A 15,661-nucleotide genomic window follows, 5' to 3' on the forward strand; every position below is an offset into this window, starting at 1 on the left:
CCTTACAGCAATAAAAAACATATTGATTATATTTCCTATCTTCAATTTATGGAAGAAAATGGGGGTGCCGGCAGGCAGATGCTGAACCGGTTATTTAAAAATAAAGGCGCGGTTTTAGGTCTGGTAATTATTGTACTGGCCATATTTATTGCCGTATTCGGTTATTTTTTGGCCCCCGACAGTTCTCCTGATGCCAATAGAATGATCCCTGCCATTGCCAATAAAAAGCCCGCCTTCCAGATGACTTTTATTAAAGTCAAAAACAACAGGCCGGCTGAAACGGTCAGTTTCTTTCAGCATTTACTGTCCGGCAAACCGGACAGCTATCAGTATATTCCAATTGTATCTGTCAATAAGCAGGGAGATACCTATTATGTGGAGCAGTATATTGATGAGGATGTGACTGAAAAAGCATTTTATAATGCAGACCAGCTGGCACCTGCTCCCATCGTAAACCTTAATTTTTGGTTGGGGACCGACAAATTTGGACGGGATATCCTGAGCCGCCTGATCCTAGGTACCAGGGTGAGTCTGGCAGTCGGGCTGGTAGCCGTTTTATTATCGCTGACCGTCGGCATATTTTTAGGTGCGGTAGCCGGGTACTACGGGGGAAAGACAGACAACCTTGTCATGTGGTTTATAAATGTGGTCTGGTCCATTCCGACTTTGCTGCTTGTTTTCGCCCTGACGCTGGCCCTGGGAAAGGGGTTCTGGCAGGTATTTATTGCCGTGGGTCTTTCTTTATGGGTTAGTGTGGCAAGACTGGTCAGGGGACAGGTTATGTCCATGAAATCCCTGGAATATATTGAAGCGGCCAAAGTGCTGGGGTTTAGCAATTCCCGCATTATCTTAAAACATTTGCTTCCCAATATCATTGGTCCTGTAATGGTGATAGCGGCGAGCAATTTTGCCTCGGCCATTATCATTGAAGCAGGGCTTAGCTTTTTAGGCCTGGGGGTTCAGCCGCCCATGTCCAGCTGGGGTTTAATGATTAAAGAAAATTACAACTTTATTATTACCAGTAATCCGGCCCTGGCTTTAATACCGGGTGTGGCGATTATGATACTGGTGCTGGCCTTTAACCTTTTGGGCAATGGCTTAAGAGATGCTACTGATAGCTCCGCTATAAACTAATCATAAAGGATGTTGTTAACTGTGGTGCGGTTTAGCCCTTTCATACTGCAGGGGATACGGCGCGTCAGCGTCCAGTTCCATCTGGGCCTGCAGTGGGAAATACGGGTTTCTGAGTAGTTCCCTGGCCATGAGGATGACATCGGCAGCCCCTGCGGCAAGGATGGCTTCCGCCTGTGCTGCTTCTGTAATTAGGCCCACCGCCCCCGATAGCATACCTGCCTCTTTTCTGACAGCTGCGGCGAAGCTGACCTGATACCCTGGTGCCACAGGAATCCGGACGCCCGGGATCAGGCCACCGGTAGAGGTGTCGATGAGTTCCACCCCTAGTTCCTTCAGGACGCGGGACAGCCTGACCGTTTCGGCTATAGACCAGCCCGCGTCTTCATCTGCCCAGTCAGTGGCCGATAGCCTGACCCATAGACTTTGACTGCCGGTCAGCTGCGATTTGACGGCATGGGTAACTTCTCTTAGAAAACGAATTCTGTTTTCAAAACTGCCCCCGTATTCATCTGTTCTGTGGTTGCTTAAAGGAGATAAAAACTGGTGAATCAGATAACCATGTGCGCCGTGTATCTCAATGACATCAAATCCTGCTTCTACCGCACGTCTGGCGCCGTCCGCAAATGCTTCAATCAGGCTTTCAATCTGCTGAATGGTGAGTGCGACAGGCGGTTCATCCAAAGGGTTGAAAGCAAGGGCGGAAGGTGCCAGCGTGTTCCAGCCACCCGTGGAAGGGGTTAATTGCGTTCTGCCTTTCCAGGGTGCCATTGTGCTGGCCTTCCTGCCGGCATGCGCCAGCTGGATACCCGCAAGCGCTCCCTGCGTATGAATAAAATCAGTAATCTGTCTAAGTTTTACAATATGCTCATCTTTCCAGATACCCAGATCCTCCGGAGAGATTCTGCCCTCCGGCGTTACCGCGGCAGCCTCCGTGATCACCAGGCTTGCGCCACCCACAGCCCGGGTACCTAAATGGACCAGGTGCCAGTCACTGGCGAAGCCGTCTATGGAACTATACTGGCACATCGCTGCGACGACCAGCCGGTTCTTAAGTGTCAGGTGTTGTAAAGGAAGTGGTGTAAATAGCAATGACATGACTTATAAAATTATTGTTACGATGATGAATTTGTTGTGGCTCCCTTTCGTCCAACAGGGGAAATTCAAAATTATAACTTTACAACGGCTCCCTGTCGGATAAAAAGCTAAAATTTCAGGGTAAGCGGGTGCCTTAGAAAAAATAGACTTTCTTTAGGTAAACTTGCTGTCTTGATTTTCCAAAAGGCTGCTTTGAGCTATCTTTGCCCCATGATAACATCCCATTTATCCGGTAAAGACCCCAGTCAGAAAGCATCCGGGCCATCTAAAGAGGTTGCCTCCATGCCTTTAAGTGATAACAGTTCTACTGATCAACTGCAAAGCAGTGCAGATGATCAACAGGACACAGACCAGGAATTAGAGGCACTCTATGAGAAAAAGGTCTATATTATCGATGGGGGACAGCAGCCCCTGCGTATTGATAAATGGATGCAGGCCCGTATTGAATATGCTACCCGCAGCAAAGTTCAAAAAGGAATTGATGCAGGATTTCTGACGGTGAATGGTAAAACCGTCAAAAGTAATTATAAGGTCAGACCGGGAGATGAGGTCGTCTGGTTGCATTATTCCAATCCCGAATATTCAGAAATTAAGCCGGAGCAAATGGATCTGGATATTGTATACGAGGATGATGCCGTGATGGTAATTAATAAAGTTCCAGGTATGGTCGTCCATCCGGGCGTAGGTAATTATACCGGAACCTTACTCAATGGGGTGGCCTATCATTTATTACAGCAAAACCCCGAAATCAATGATGATACCCTGCCCAGGTTTGGACTCGTCCACCGTATTGATAAGAACACTACAGGGCTTATTGTGCTGGCTAAGACGGCGGAGGCAGCTTCTCATCTAGCCAAGCAGTTTTTTGAACATACGGTAACCAGAAAATACGAGGCCGTTGTCTGGGGAGATCTTAAGGAGGAGGAAGGAACCATTAATGCGCATATTGCCCGCCATGAGCGGTTTCGTAAGATGTTTACCACCTATCCGGATGGCGATAAAGGCAAGCATGCCATCACCCACTACAAAGTCTTACAGCGTCTTAATTATGTAAGCGTGGTGGAATGTATTTTGGAAACAGGCCGAACGCATCAGATCCGTGTCCATATGAAGTCCATTGGTCACACCTTATTTAATGATCATGAATACGGAGGAGATAGAATTCTGAAAGGGACCATTTATACCAAATATAAACAGTTTGTGGACAATTGTTTTGAGTTATGTCCTCGCTGTGCCTTGCATGCCAAAACCCTGGGGTTTACGCATCCGGTAACGAATGAGCGTATGTTTTTTGATTCCCCGCTGCCAGCGGACATGGAGGGCTTAATAGATAAATGGACCAGATATATTCAGCATCGCCCCCTGACAGAAGATTAGTTGTGGTTATTAATGAGATTATATATAAATAGGTAATATTATATTTAAGTGTTAATCCCGGAATGGCCTAATAAGGGGTGAAAATCCTCGTTGTCAGGTTATAGAATTATAAATTTTAAGAGTCAGAACGTCATGGTTTGCCAATTAAATTTTACATTGCACTCTTATCTTAAAAAATTATCAGTATGCAAACAGCAAAAAAAGGTGATAAAGTAAAAGTACATTATCACGGAAAGCTAACCGACGGAACCACTTTTGATAGTAGTGAAGGCCGTGCACCGCTGGAATTCGAAGTTGGAAGTGGACAGGTGATCCCTGGCTTTGACGAAGGGGTAACCGGATTACAAATAGGAGAAAAGAAAACTGTTAATATTCCTGCAGCCCAGGCTTATGGCCAGGTGTCTGAAGATCAGATTGTTGAGTTTCCTAAAAGTCAGTTTCCTCAGGATTTAACCCCTGAAGTGGGTATGCCGCTTCAGATGAGTAACGATCAGGGACAGACTTTCCAGGTCATCATTAAAGAAGTGAAGGAAGATTCTGTTGTACTGGATGCCAATCATCCGCTGGCAGGGAAAGATTTGATTTTTGATATTGAACTGGTGGATATCGTTCCAGGTAAGTCCTCTATCATTATGCCTTAATAATCTTAAGGTTTAGCACTTAAGCATTTCAATAAAATACCCTTGTCCAAATAACAAGGGTATTTTTATGCCTAGAAATGCCAGGGTCATCGTCATATTTTGAATTTATATTTTGATTTGTAGGTTTGTTTTTTCTAGGAGGCACGGAGGGAAAAATAGACCCTTATTCAGGGCAAGGCAGCTTATTCATTGGAACAATGGATGGTTCAGTTATGGATTTCTCCTAAAAATGAAGCAGGGTCCTTATGATAGACATCATATTCCTGTCATAAGGACCCTGCTTCAGCAATTGGGATCTATTTTAAGACCTCGGCCAGTTTGTTTTCCAGATCATCGCCCCTTAAGTTCTGGGCAATGATTTTACCGGTTGGATCAATCAGTACATTAAAGGGAATGCCTTCAAATTGATAAGCACTCACGGCTGCACTATTCCAGTATTTAAGATCACTCATGTGGTTCCAGGTCAGCTTATCGTGCATGATCGCCTTAGTCCATGCATCTTTATCCTTATCCAGAGAAACGCCCAGGATGGTAAAGTTCTTGTCTTTAAACCTGTTGTAAGCTTTCACCACATTTGGGTTTTCTGCGCGGCAGGGGCCGCACCAGCTGGCCCAAAAGTCCACTAACAGATATTTTCCTTTAAAATCACTGATTTTGATATCCTGGCCGTCCGGGCTTTTCATGCTCAGATCCGGCGCACTTTGCCCCATCAGCGGATAATTATTCGGATTACTGGAGGCAAGGCTAACTTTTAACTGACTGGCAAGGCCCGCCAGGGAACCGTCTTCCGGGAATCTTTCACTTGCCTTTTGGGTAATGGGTAAAAGGTCTTCGGGTTGAATGGAGCGGGGAGCCATCAATTTCAGGACATAGAAGGCCGCAATAGGAGAAGGCGTTTTCTCGACATAATGCTGAATGTCCTTGTTCATTTGTACGATTCGCTGATCTCTTTGGGTGCCCAGTACGTCTCTTACGGAATCATCCTTAATGGTGGGGGTCGCTATTTTGTGAATGGAGTCCAGCGCTCTGAAAGTCTCTACGATAGAGGAATCATCCGTTCTGTAGGTGGCCAGGAACTGGTAAAGGCCCGTCGTACCTTCCGAACCCTTGATCTCTGGAGTCATGGGATGATCGCCATTAATATTCAGGGTTGCTGAACTGGCATCATTGATAAACAGGAACGGGTAGCCGGCTTCCGGCTGAATGACAAATAGATGCTGCCCTTTAATTTTGGAAGTTTTAAAGCTATAGGTACTGTCTTTTATGATATCAACTGAGTCCAGTATTATAGGTGAGCCGGTCGCAAAATTGATCTGTTTTAGAAAAACCTTCTTTGACTTGGCATGTGTGATTTTACCCTGCACGGTAAAGTCTCCGCCCTGAACATTTCCGGAGCCGGTGCCCTGGGCACAGCTGACCAGACAAATCAGACAAAAGACACTGCAGATAAAGATGAAATTTTTATAATGCATAACTATTTAATATTATATAGACTTGGGTTTAAAAATAGATACTGTTTTTTACATATCAGGGTTGTACAAAGGGATTACCAGCCCTTTCATGGGCAATGGAGGTTTTGGGGCCATGTCCCGGATACACAACGGTTTCAGGCGGCAAATTGAATAATTTTTCCTTAATGCTATGTAAAAGTTGCTCGTGATTGCCTCCCGGCAGATCCGTTCTGCCGATACTCTCTAAAAATAAGGCATCACCGCTGATCACAAATTGCTGGGCGCTGCAATAAAAGGCCAGTGATCCGGGGCTGTGTCCCGGCACCAGGATTACTTCCAGCTCGTCACTGTCCAGTTTTATCATGTCTCCCGGCTCAATAAAAGTAAAATCGCCTTTATACGCTGCGAATTCCAGACCGTACTTACTGCCTACTTCTTCGCTTTTGTCATGTAGTTGCTTTTCCAGCGGATGAATCTGGGGGGTAAGCTGATAGGCTTCAGCCAGCCATTTATTGCCAAATACATGATCCAGATGGCAGTGGGTATTGATGAGGGCTACCGGCTTAATGCCCCTTCTTAAGATAAAATCCTTTAAGGTCTGGGTTTCTGCCGGGAAGAAGGTTCCCGGGTCAAAAATAAGGGCATTGCCCTTTTCGTTGTAAAGGACATAGGTATTCTCCTGAAAAGGATTAAAGGTGAAGATTTCTATAGTAAACATACAGATGAATTAATGATGGTTTTATGTAAGAGATTAGGATGGAGCTGCTTTGTCAGAGTTTTATTTTCCCGGTTCAATGAGCCACTGGATTTCTCCGAACTGAAAATAGGGAACCGGAGCGCCTGTGATCCAGAGCCGGCCCTGGGCGTCTACGGCTTCAATGACGACCTCAAGGTCCTGAGGCGCCTGCGTCGCAACGCCCTGATAGCGAATGGGAACCGTTTGATTTTTAGCATATAGAACCTGGTTGTAATCCGAGAGCAAAGTGCCGGCGTCCTCAAGGAACTGCTGATAGCGTTTTTCCAGAAAGGTGCACAGCTCCCGGCTGCTGTCCTCAATGTCATAAGATTTGCCGGTGATCTGTCTAAGAGAAACTGCCTTGCCCGCCATCTGGTCGCTAAACTGGGTCTGGTTCATATTAATGCCCATTCCGGCGACGGCCCACTGCCAATTTTTCCCTTTTATATTATTTTCAATTAATATGCCGACTGCCTTTCTGTCCGACCAGTAAATATCATTCGGCCATTTTATCCTGGTTTTTTCACCGCCGTAATGGCTGAAAAAATCAAAAACGCCGAGGGCGATGGCCATGCTGAGTTCAAAATTCCGGGTGAGAGCAACGCCTTTCATGTCCAAAATGACCGACAGGGCTATGTTCTGGCCCGGGGCACCCTGCCAGCTACGCCCTCTTTGTCCTTTTCCCCTGGACTGAAACCTGGCGAGGATGGCATGGCCGTGTTTTGCCAATCCTTGCAAGGCCAGGGTGGTGGCATAGTTGTTGGAACTCTCTACTTCGTCCAGAATCGTTAAGGGATTACCAATCATGGAATTTCAGTGAAATTAGCGAAAAGAATTACTACTTTTGCGAAGATAGGTCAATCAGCCCCGATTTCAGGGAACTAGTAAAAGTTAAAATTCTGGCTGGACAGCAATGTTTATCCAAATTAAGCTATTTTTAAATTAATCTAATTTTAATATTGACGACAAAAGCGACAAAGGAAACTCCGGCAAAGGTGACCAGGCTGGCAAAAAATGCTAAACTGATCAAAACGATCATTGCAGCCATACAGGCCAAAAAAGGTGCGAATATCCTTTCTCTGGATTTGAGAAATATACCGGAAGCAGTAGCTGATTTCTTTATCATTTGTGAGGCGGACAGCACTACACAGGTAAAAGCCATCGGAGACTATATAGAAAAAGAAGTAAAAGAAAACTTAGGTGAAAACGCCTTCCATGCGGAAGGTAAAGGTTCGCTGAACTGGGTACTGGTTGATTTTGTAAATGTTGTGGCACACGTGATGTTGCCGGAGACCAGAAGGCTGTATAGCCTGGAGGAGCTCTGGTGTGATGCGCCGGAACAGAAATATGAATCCTGACCCACCTCAAATGTTAATAATCGAGCAATTACATAAACAACTGCAATAAGGTTTGCAGGATTTCAATCATTTATGGCACAAAACAACGACAAAAGAAGAATACCAAACCTAGGCGGAGGCCTCGGGTCAAACAATGGCCGTAAACCTTCAAAAGGTCCAAGTATTTACTGGATATATGGTTTGATTGTTATTGCTATTATCGGGTATAGCTATTTTGCTAAACAGAGTCCCGATAGAGTAACCATCACACAACCGGTCTTTACACAAGACTTACTGGCACAAGGCGATGTTACCAAACTCGAACTGGTCGACAATGCGGAAAGCTATGTCCGGGTCTATATCAATAAAGACAGCTTGGGTAAACCATTTTACAAACAGACCTTTAAAAACCGCCTGGTCAATCTGGATAATTACGCCGGTGAACCGCTGTTTCAGTTCCGGGTAGTAGACCTTAAAAGTTTCCAGACGCAACTCAATGATTTTCTGGCGGCCAATCCGCAGATTAAGCAACCGGATATAGGTGTTGTAAGCGATACCAATTTCTGGAGCAGTCCGATATTCAGTACGTTGATTACGCTGGTCGGCCTGGCGCTGATCTGGATTCTTATGATGCGTAAGATGAGTGGCGGTATGGGTGGCGGCGCCGGCGGTGGCGGCGGCATCTTCTCGGTAGGTAAATCCAAGGCGCAGTTGTTTGAGAAAGGTTCCAAAATGGATATCACTTTCAAAGATGTGGCGGGCCTGGATGAGGCCAAGGTAGAAGTAATGGAAATTGTGGACTTCCTTAAAAGTCCGAAGAAATATACCAATCTGGGGGGTAAGATCCCTAAAGGAGCGCTGCTGGTAGGTCCTCCCGGTACGGGTAAGACCCTGCTGGCTAAAGCGATGGCCGGTGAGGCGCAGGTACCGTTTTTCTCCATGTCAGGCTCTGACTTTGTGGAGATGTTTGTAGGGGTAGGGGCCAGCCGTGTTCGCGACCTCTTTAAACAGGCCAGAGAAAAAGCGCCTTGTATCATCTTTATAGATGAAATTGATGCCATCGGCCGTGCAAGAGGTAAAAATGCCATGATGAGTAATGATGAAAGGGAAAATACCTTAAATCAGCTCCTGGTGGAAATGGATGGGTTTGGAGGAGACAGCGGTATTATTATCCTGGCTGCCACCAACAGACCGGATGTGCTGGATAGTGCATTACTGCGCCCGGGTCGTTTTGATCGTCAGATCTCTATTGACCGTCCGGATGTAAAAGGAAGAGAAGATATCTTCCGTGTGCATTTAAAACCCATTAAAGTATCCCAGTCTCTGGATATTCATAAACTGGCAGAACAGACACCGGGCTTTGCCGGTGCAGACATCGCCAATATCTGTAACGAAGCAGCGCTGATCGCTGCCAGAAAAGGTAAAGACGGTGTGGATATGGCTGATTTCAATGATGCTATTGACAGAGTCATTGGCGGACTGGAAAAGAAAAATAAGATCATCGCTCCGCATGAAAAAGAAATCATCGCTTATCATGAGGCAGGACACGCCATCTGCGGATGGTTTTTGGAACATGCCTATCCTTTATTAAAAGTGACGATTGTTCCAAGAGGAACCGCTGCCCTGGGTTATGCACAGTATACGCCCAAAGAGCAGTATCTCTATAATACGGATCAGTTACTGGATCAGATTTGCATGACGCTGGGTGGTCGCGCCTCAGAACAGATTTTCTTTGGTAAAATCTCCACCGGAGCCTCCAATGACCTGCAGCAGGTTACCCGTACCGCTTATTCCATGATTACCGTGTATGGTATGAATGAGAAAGTGGGGAATCTGAGCTATTATGATCCGCAGCAGGAAAATCAGTTCACCAAGCCTTTTAGTGAAGAGACGGGTAAACTGATTGACGAGCAGGCAAGAGAGCTGGTTGAAAATGCTTATAAGCGTACTTTGGCCTTGCTGACGGAACGTAAGGAAGAAGTGGAAAAACTGGCTAAAGCACTGCTGGAAAAAGAAGTATTGTTCAAAAGTGATGTAGAAGCCTTAATCGGTAAACGTCCGCATGACGATGAACCGGTGGAAGAGGATCCGCAACCAGCGGGCCTTAGCGAAGGCGTACCACCGTATGACGGTTCTATCAAGCAAGTGCCTTCTGCTTCCAGCGAAGAACAGCAAAATAAAAGCAGTATCGCCTGATCTTTAAGGTGCTGAACAGAGATCGATTGAGGCAATACATACAAGCATAAGAGAAAATGCCTATCTGACCAGTTTTGAGCTGTGTAGGTAGGCATTTTCCCATTACTGCCGTACCTTTAATACAGAAAAACAGAGATATCCCGAACATGAAAACCTTAACGGCCAAGGAACAGATATTAAACCGGATTAAAAAATCACTTTCCCAGAGCACACCCATGCCTTTCCCTGAGAAACAGAGCATGGGCAGACAACAAGTGATACAGCCTAAAACCGAAGAACTCACCGTACTGTTTGCAGAGAATTTTTCTGCCGTACAGGGGCAGTTCATCTACTGTGTGGATGAGGCGGAACTGGTGGCAAAAATCTCCGGTTTGCAGCAGCACAGAAACTGGCCCCGGATTTTTTGCCGGGAAACAGCCCTGATTGATTTATTGCAGAAGCATGATTTCAGGGGGCTGGAGTTCAGTCCGCAGGCAGCAGCGCCGGTCGCCATTACCGGTTGTGAAAAACTGATTGCCAGGACAGGCAGCATTATGATGAGTAGCCGTCAGACCAGTGGCAGAACAACCAGTGTTTATACCCCCATTCATATCTGTATTGCCTTTACCAGTCAGCTGGTCTATGATATTGAGGAAGGCCTGACTTTTATTCAGCAGGGACAAAAAAATATGCCTTCACTCATTACGCTGGCTACCGGTCCCAGCCGAACAGCAGATATTGAAAAGACCCTGGTGGTAGGTATACACGGACCTGGAGAAGTTTATTGCTTTGTAGTGGAGGATCAATTATAATTTGACTAAAATCATTATGACAGATACAGCCACTCAGCCCATCCTTTTACAGACCGCCAGCCCGGATAAGCAGATTTATTTTCTGTCCGATTTTCATCTGGGAGCACCGGATTATGAAGCCAGTCTGATCCGGGAAAAAAAGATCCTGCAATTTCTGGATAGCATTGAAGGCCGGACGGCTGAGTTATTTATTCTGGGAGATATGTTTGATTTCTGGTACGAATACAAGCAGGTCGTGCCTAAAAACTATGTGCGTCTGCTGGGAAGGCTGGCAGCTATTGCAGATCACGGCACGCGTATTCACTTTTTTGTGGGCAACCATGATATGTGGATGAACAATTATTTTGAAAAAGAATTAGGCATACAGGTGTATTTCCAGGAGCAGACCTTCCGGTCGGGAGATAAAAGTTTTTATGTTGCTCATGGAGACGGGTTAGGCCCCGGAGATAAAGGATATAAGTTTTTAAAGAAGATCTTCAGAAGTAAATGCTGTAACTGGCTCTTTGGCAAATTGCACCCGGACTGGGGTATCGGCCTGGCTAATTACTTCAGTCGTAAAAGCAGAGCTAAGACCGGTACGGCAGATGATACCTGGATGGGGGAACAGCAGGAGTGGCTGGTGATTCACTCCAGGGATATTTTGCGAAGGACGCATTTTGACTATTTTGTCTATGGACACAGGCATTATCCCATTCAGCTGGATTTGACAGCAAGTGAAGGACAACAACCAGGAGGTAGTCAGTATATCAATTTAGGGGACTGGATTACTAATTTTACTTATGCCAGTTTTGACGGCACTAAAATGCAGTTGCATAAATGGGATATATAATCACATATGGCAAAAAGGAGCCAGGTCTTGCGGTACAAGAGCTTAGGCTTCCCCGGCGTTTAAGCACCTTAAAATGTGCCTATACAGCTATTGCTATGGCTGCTTGCATGATACTGCTTTTTATAAACGTTGCTGCTTGGGCGCAAACGGGTAGTCAAAGAAATGACGAGACCCTTATATCTGGTTTTCCGGCAGGATTAAATATTCAGGGTGATTTTCGGCATTTTGAACTGGACAAGCTGGGTAATTTATTTTTAATCAGTGAACAGGGCAGTAAGATCACGCAGTATAATAAGGCAGGGGAATTAGTCAACCATTATGATAATGTCAGCAGTTATGGGGCTATCAGTGAACTGGATGTGACCAACCCTTTGAAAATTGCGGTCTATTACAGGGACTATGCGACCATCGTCGTGCTGGATCGTTTTTTAAGCCCGGTAAATACCATTGATCTAAGAAATGCAGGTATATGGGAGGCCGAGACGATCGCTAGCAGTTATGATAACCAGTTCTGGGTCTATGATAAACAAGACGCCAAGATTAAAAAAATAAACGGGCAGGGAAAAGTAACCTTTGCCAGTAATGATTTAAGACAGGTATTTGATGACGGTGTAAATCCCGTCAAACTACTGGACAGAGATGGTCTTTTGTATGCCTATGATCCTAGCTACGGTTGGTATATCTTTGACTATTATGGCGCCCTAAATCAAAAAATACCGGAGAAAGGATTAAAGGATATAAGTGTTACGGAAGGCATCTTAACGGGTAGAAAAGAAAAAGGCGGACAGGCTTATCTCTGGATGCTTAACTCGGACCCGCGTCAATTAGAAGCTGTCCCGATAGAGCAGCAGATTTTCAAAGACGGATCTTATGGCGTTGATGTTCCTTCTGGCAACTCAGCTTCAGCTATCCAGGTTCGTCAGACACAGTATTTAGGCCGGTCTGCAGAAATGCTGGTATTAACGAATAATGGACTTGGAAAAATACCTTTAGCAGTCAATAAGTAATCGGGGCGGGGACTGTTAAGGGGGGATCGATCTTAAATCTTCAATAATATTTATCTAATCAGGTTTAACTTATGGCGGAGAATTTCTTACAACAGGTAGTCTTAAGCAACAAGATAGAACAGTGGCTGATTGCACTGGGTATTATTGTATTTATGGTTTTATTCGCGCATGGCATTTCCAGGCTCGTCGCCTGGTTTAGCGTAAAGTATCTGACCAAGGTAGACCATGCGAACTTTAAAGAAACCATCAACGATCGTTTGGTCAGGCCACTGAGTCGGTTTTTATTCTGGCTTATAGCCGTGATTGCCTTGAATAACCTGGTATTCCCAAAAGTGCTGGATTTTATGGTTTTCAAAATGCCTTTTAGTCATCTGGTTCAGAAACTGGCATTATCCTTTGTTATATTTCTATTTTTTAATATGCTGATCGGTGTGGTGTATATGATCGCTACAGTTTTTAAAAGGTCTGCGACCAGAAAAGCGGACCGATCGCTGATTCAGCTCGCATCTTTACTTTCTGATTTAATCCGGGCAGTTTTGGCCGCCTTATGTATTCTGGTGATTGTAAAGACGCTGTTTAATATCACGGCGGCATCCTTTGCTACCAGTATTGGTCTGGTCACTGCAGCATTGGCACTGGCAGCCAAAGACACGGTAGAGAATATTATCTGCTCAATTATAATACTACTGGATAAGCCCTTTTTACTCGGGGATTATATTACGGTAAGTGGCGTCAGTGGCAATGTGGAAAGAATAGGCCTTCGAAGAACGGTGCTGAGAACGGATAATAAAACGCTGGTCAGCGTTCCCAACAGGGACCTTACCGGCAATAAGCTGGAGAATGTCAGTAACCAGACATTTAGAAGGTTCCGTCAGGAGATCAGGTTAATTCCGGGAAGTCAGGCGGATCAGTTGGAGGCTTTTGTGAAAGCCATTAAAGACATTTTAAAAGAACAAGGCAATACCATCACTTCCAATACTGTCTATTTGAAAAATACCGGTAACCAGGGCCATATCATCTATATGGAATATTTTGTATCCATTAGTATGACGAGCGCGGATTTTTATAAGTTGAATGAAAAGATTAATTTGTCGGTAATCTCAAAAATGGAACAACTGCAATTACAGCAGGTAGTATTGATGGCGGATTTAAATAAGTAGAGCCGAACAGCCTGAAAGAAATTTTCTTGTTATAAAAAATCAGCACCCCCTTTTTAAAAGGACAATCTGCCCCCCTGCCGGCGGCTGTTGATGGCTCTTCTGATTGTCTCATCTATTGCTGGATCCCAGGCCCTAAGTATAGCCTATATATCTATTAAGCGCATTGATAAAATAATAAAAAAAACATGCTGTTTTAACCACCTTGATTTTTTAGGTGAGTAAGTACTATGGGTGCTATGACGCTTTGTATGGAAAGCTCAAAAATACGGCATTTCTATAATACGAGTCCATTTTTGGGATGGACTCCTTATTCATGCTTTTTAGTGCCCTGTCGATTATTTCAATTAATGTAGATATTCAACGGATGATTGGCTTTCATCGAAGGATGACTTGGAGCATAACGGTTATTGCAATGCGTTTCATAAAAGAATATTGCCGTTTTAAGAAATACCCATGCGAAGCGTCAAAGCTCCATTTTGGGCTACCTATTAGATTTCTTTGTGCTGCTCATTTTGGATGGCCAGGACAAAGGATTCGTCAACAGACACTACCTTAGCGATTTCCGCAACGGATAATTGGGTCATCTCTAAAAGGGATTTTATCCATTCGGTTGTCAATTCAATTCTTTCTTTTTCTCTCCCTCTTGCTTCTCCGATTGCTTCACCTTCTTCACGTGATGTTTTATTGGTGGCATAATCATCAGCTAACCGTTTGAGGCTAAGTTCGTAATCTTCTTTCTGCTTTTTTGACATATTTACTATTCCTGTGTTCAAGCAATAAGCGCAACGCTACCTTCGAAGCGTAAAAATACTTCATTTGCAGTATCATAACCAAATTTTCTAATTGGTCTATTGTTGATTTCCTTCTCGACCCTTTTTATTTCCCTGTTATCAATTTTATTAAAGTCAGTTTTCTTCGGAAAAAATAGTCTGATTACGCCGTTTCTGTTTTCAATTGTCCCCTTGTCCTGAGAGGTATATGGCCTCGTAAAATATGTCTTTACATTTAATGCTTTTGCAATCTCCTCATGTTGGGAAAACGCCAGATCATTGTCAAAAGTCATTGTTTTTATTGGCGGATATCTTTTCATTCTTTTGATGAGTTTTTTGGTGATTTTGTTTGCATCTTTCCCTGTCAACTTGTCTATAGTGGTTTTTAATGTTGCCCTGTCCACAGTAACTAATAGAGCTGATTTATGCCCCTTACCCATCACCAGATCAACCTCTATATCTCCAAATCTAATTCGTTTTTCAACAATCTTAGGGCGTTTTTCAATAGGTACCCGATTAGGAATCCTGTCTCTGGTATGCTTGTAGTTTCCCCGCTTCCTTCTTCTATGCCCATGTTTCAGCTGTTTATGCAGGTCTTTAAAAGGCCTATCTTCAGCCTTATTTGTGTGCTTACACTGCCAGATAAATTGGTAAATAGTTTCATGGCTAACACCTGACACACCCTCCTTTTTCCACTGGGCTGATGCCAGTTCAGGACTGTATCGCCGGTCTACCATCCAGGTTTTCAATTGGAGCTTCAAATCTAAAGTAAATTTATGACGCTTAGGTTTGAGTCGATGCCGCTCCCTCGTTTTGTGCTCTGCTTTCTCTGCATTATACACTTTTGCTCCAATACCTCTCTGAGGCATATTTCTCTTCAATTCTCTACTAATGGTGCTCTTATGAACCCCAATAATGTCCGCTATCTTAGACTGCAAATATCCTTGCTCATGCAACGCGGCAATTGTGTATCTTTGCTCTAGGGAGAGCTGATTGTATTTCTTTGTCATGTCGTAATAACAAAGGTAATTTTTTCGGCTCTACCCGCCCGGGGTTCCATTCAGCTTCGGCTACGCCTCCGCTACACTTCACCCCGGGCGGGTAACAACCCTGTTGCACTTATCATTTGAACTTGCG

15 protein-coding genes are annotated in these 15,661 nt (G+C 44.6%); 9 read left to right on the forward strand and 6 right to left on the reverse strand.

All coding sequences use genetic code 11. The features are described 5' to 3' along the window. Positions 1–48: 48 nt before the first annotated feature. On the forward strand, positions 49–1,134 hold the full coding sequence (locus tag BLU80_RS08050; protein ID WP_091396303.1) for an ABC transporter permease: 1,086 nt from the start codon (positions 49–51) through the stop codon (positions 1,132–1,134). Between the two features lie 15 nt (positions 1,135–1,149). Here BLU80_RS08050 and BLU80_RS08055 read toward each other — a convergent pair whose 3' ends face one another. Continuing rightward, entirely contained in the window at positions 1,150–2,229 is a 1,080-nt protein-coding gene (locus BLU80_RS08055) for an NADH:flavin oxidoreductase/NADH oxidase (RefSeq protein WP_091396308.1), read from the reverse strand. Between the two features lie 210 nt (positions 2,230–2,439). Between BLU80_RS08055 and BLU80_RS08060 the strand changes: the two genes are divergently transcribed. Continuing rightward, positions 2,440–3,606, forward strand: coding sequence for an RluA family pseudouridine synthase (locus BLU80_RS08060; RefSeq protein WP_244518814.1), 1,167 nt, complete (start codon positions 2,440–2,442; stop codon positions 3,604–3,606). A gap of 185 nt (positions 3,607–3,791) precedes the next feature. Continuing rightward, a complete protein-coding gene (locus BLU80_RS08065) occupies positions 3,792–4,247 on the forward strand; it encodes an FKBP-type peptidyl-prolyl cis-trans isomerase (RefSeq protein ID WP_091396314.1) in 456 nt (151 codons plus the stop codon). A 296-nt stretch (positions 4,248–4,543) separates the two neighbouring features. Here the strand turns inward: BLU80_RS08065 and BLU80_RS08070 are convergent, their stop codons facing one another. The 3 genes from BLU80_RS08070 to BLU80_RS08080 are packed head-to-tail and all read right to left on the reverse strand — an operon-like array spanning position 4,544 to position 7,241. Continuing rightward, on the reverse strand, positions 4,544–5,719 hold the full coding sequence (locus BLU80_RS08070) for a TlpA disulfide reductase family protein (RefSeq protein ID WP_170831179.1): 1,176 nt from the start codon (positions 5,717–5,719) through the stop codon (positions 4,544–4,546). A 55-nt stretch (positions 5,720–5,774) separates the two neighbouring features. Then, positions 5,775–6,416 carry an MBL fold metallo-hydrolase gene (locus tag BLU80_RS08075; RefSeq protein ID WP_091396318.1) on the reverse strand — a complete coding sequence of 214 codons (642 nt, stop codon included), beginning with the start codon at positions 6,414–6,416 and terminating at the stop codon, positions 5,775–5,777. A gap of 60 nt (positions 6,417–6,476) precedes the next feature. Next, entirely contained in the window at positions 6,477–7,241 is a 765-nt protein-coding gene (locus tag BLU80_RS08080; protein ID WP_091396325.1) for a biotin--[acetyl-CoA-carboxylase] ligase, read from the reverse strand. Between the two features lie 152 nt (positions 7,242–7,393). Here BLU80_RS08080 and rsfS point away from each other — a divergent pair, with 152 nt between their 5' ends. From rsfS to BLU80_RS08110, 6 genes are all read left to right on the forward strand, one after another. Then, positions 7,394–7,792 (forward strand): ribosome silencing factor, encoded by a 399-nt coding sequence (gene rsfS / locus BLU80_RS08085; RefSeq protein WP_244518816.1) that lies wholly within the window; start codon positions 7,394–7,396, stop codon positions 7,790–7,792. A gap of 72 nt (positions 7,793–7,864) precedes the next feature. Beyond that, positions 7,865–9,967: an ATP-dependent zinc metalloprotease FtsH gene (gene ftsH / locus BLU80_RS08090; protein ID WP_091396335.1), complete on the forward strand. Its 2,103-nt coding sequence runs from the start codon at positions 7,865–7,867 to the stop codon at positions 9,965–9,967. A gap of 146 nt (positions 9,968–10,113) precedes the next feature. Continuing rightward, positions 10,114–10,758, forward strand: a complete 645-nt coding sequence (locus BLU80_RS08095; RefSeq protein ID WP_091396340.1) for a LutC/YkgG family protein — start codon at positions 10,114–10,116, stop codon at positions 10,756–10,758. 16 nt (positions 10,759–10,774) lie between these two features. Next, positions 10,775–11,587, forward strand: coding sequence for a UDP-2,3-diacylglucosamine diphosphatase (locus tag BLU80_RS08100; RefSeq protein ID WP_091396343.1), 813 nt, complete (start codon positions 10,775–10,777; stop codon positions 11,585–11,587). Further along, entirely contained in the window at positions 11,575–12,594 is a 1,020-nt protein-coding gene (locus BLU80_RS08105; RefSeq protein ID WP_091396348.1) for a hypothetical protein, read from the forward strand. Before BLU80_RS08100 ends, BLU80_RS08105 begins: the two co-directional genes overlap by 13 nt. 71 nt (positions 12,595–12,665) lie before the next feature. Beyond that, positions 12,666–13,754, forward strand: coding sequence for a mechanosensitive ion channel family protein (locus BLU80_RS08110; protein WP_091396353.1), 1,089 nt, complete (start codon positions 12,666–12,668; stop codon positions 13,752–13,754). A gap of 488 nt (positions 13,755–14,242) precedes the next feature. Here the strand turns inward: BLU80_RS08110 and BLU80_RS08115 are convergent, their stop codons facing one another. Together BLU80_RS08115 and BLU80_RS08120 are read right to left on the reverse strand one after the other, a co-directional pair. Beyond that, a complete protein-coding gene (locus tag BLU80_RS08115; protein ID WP_091396357.1) occupies positions 14,243–14,506 on the reverse strand; it encodes a hypothetical protein in 264 nt (87 codons plus the stop codon). A 17-nt stretch (positions 14,507–14,523) separates the two neighbouring features. Further along, positions 14,524–15,534, reverse strand: coding sequence for an IS30 family transposase (locus BLU80_RS08120; RefSeq protein WP_091396361.1), 1,011 nt, complete (start codon positions 15,532–15,534; stop codon positions 14,524–14,526). Between the last annotated feature and the right edge of the window lie 127 nt (positions 15,535–15,661).

It is taken from the genome of Arachidicoccus rhizosphaerae (assembly GCF_900107765.1).
In the GTDB taxonomy this organism is placed as follows: Bacteria; Bacteroidota; Bacteroidia; order Chitinophagales; family Chitinophagaceae; genus Arachidicoccus; species Arachidicoccus rhizosphaerae.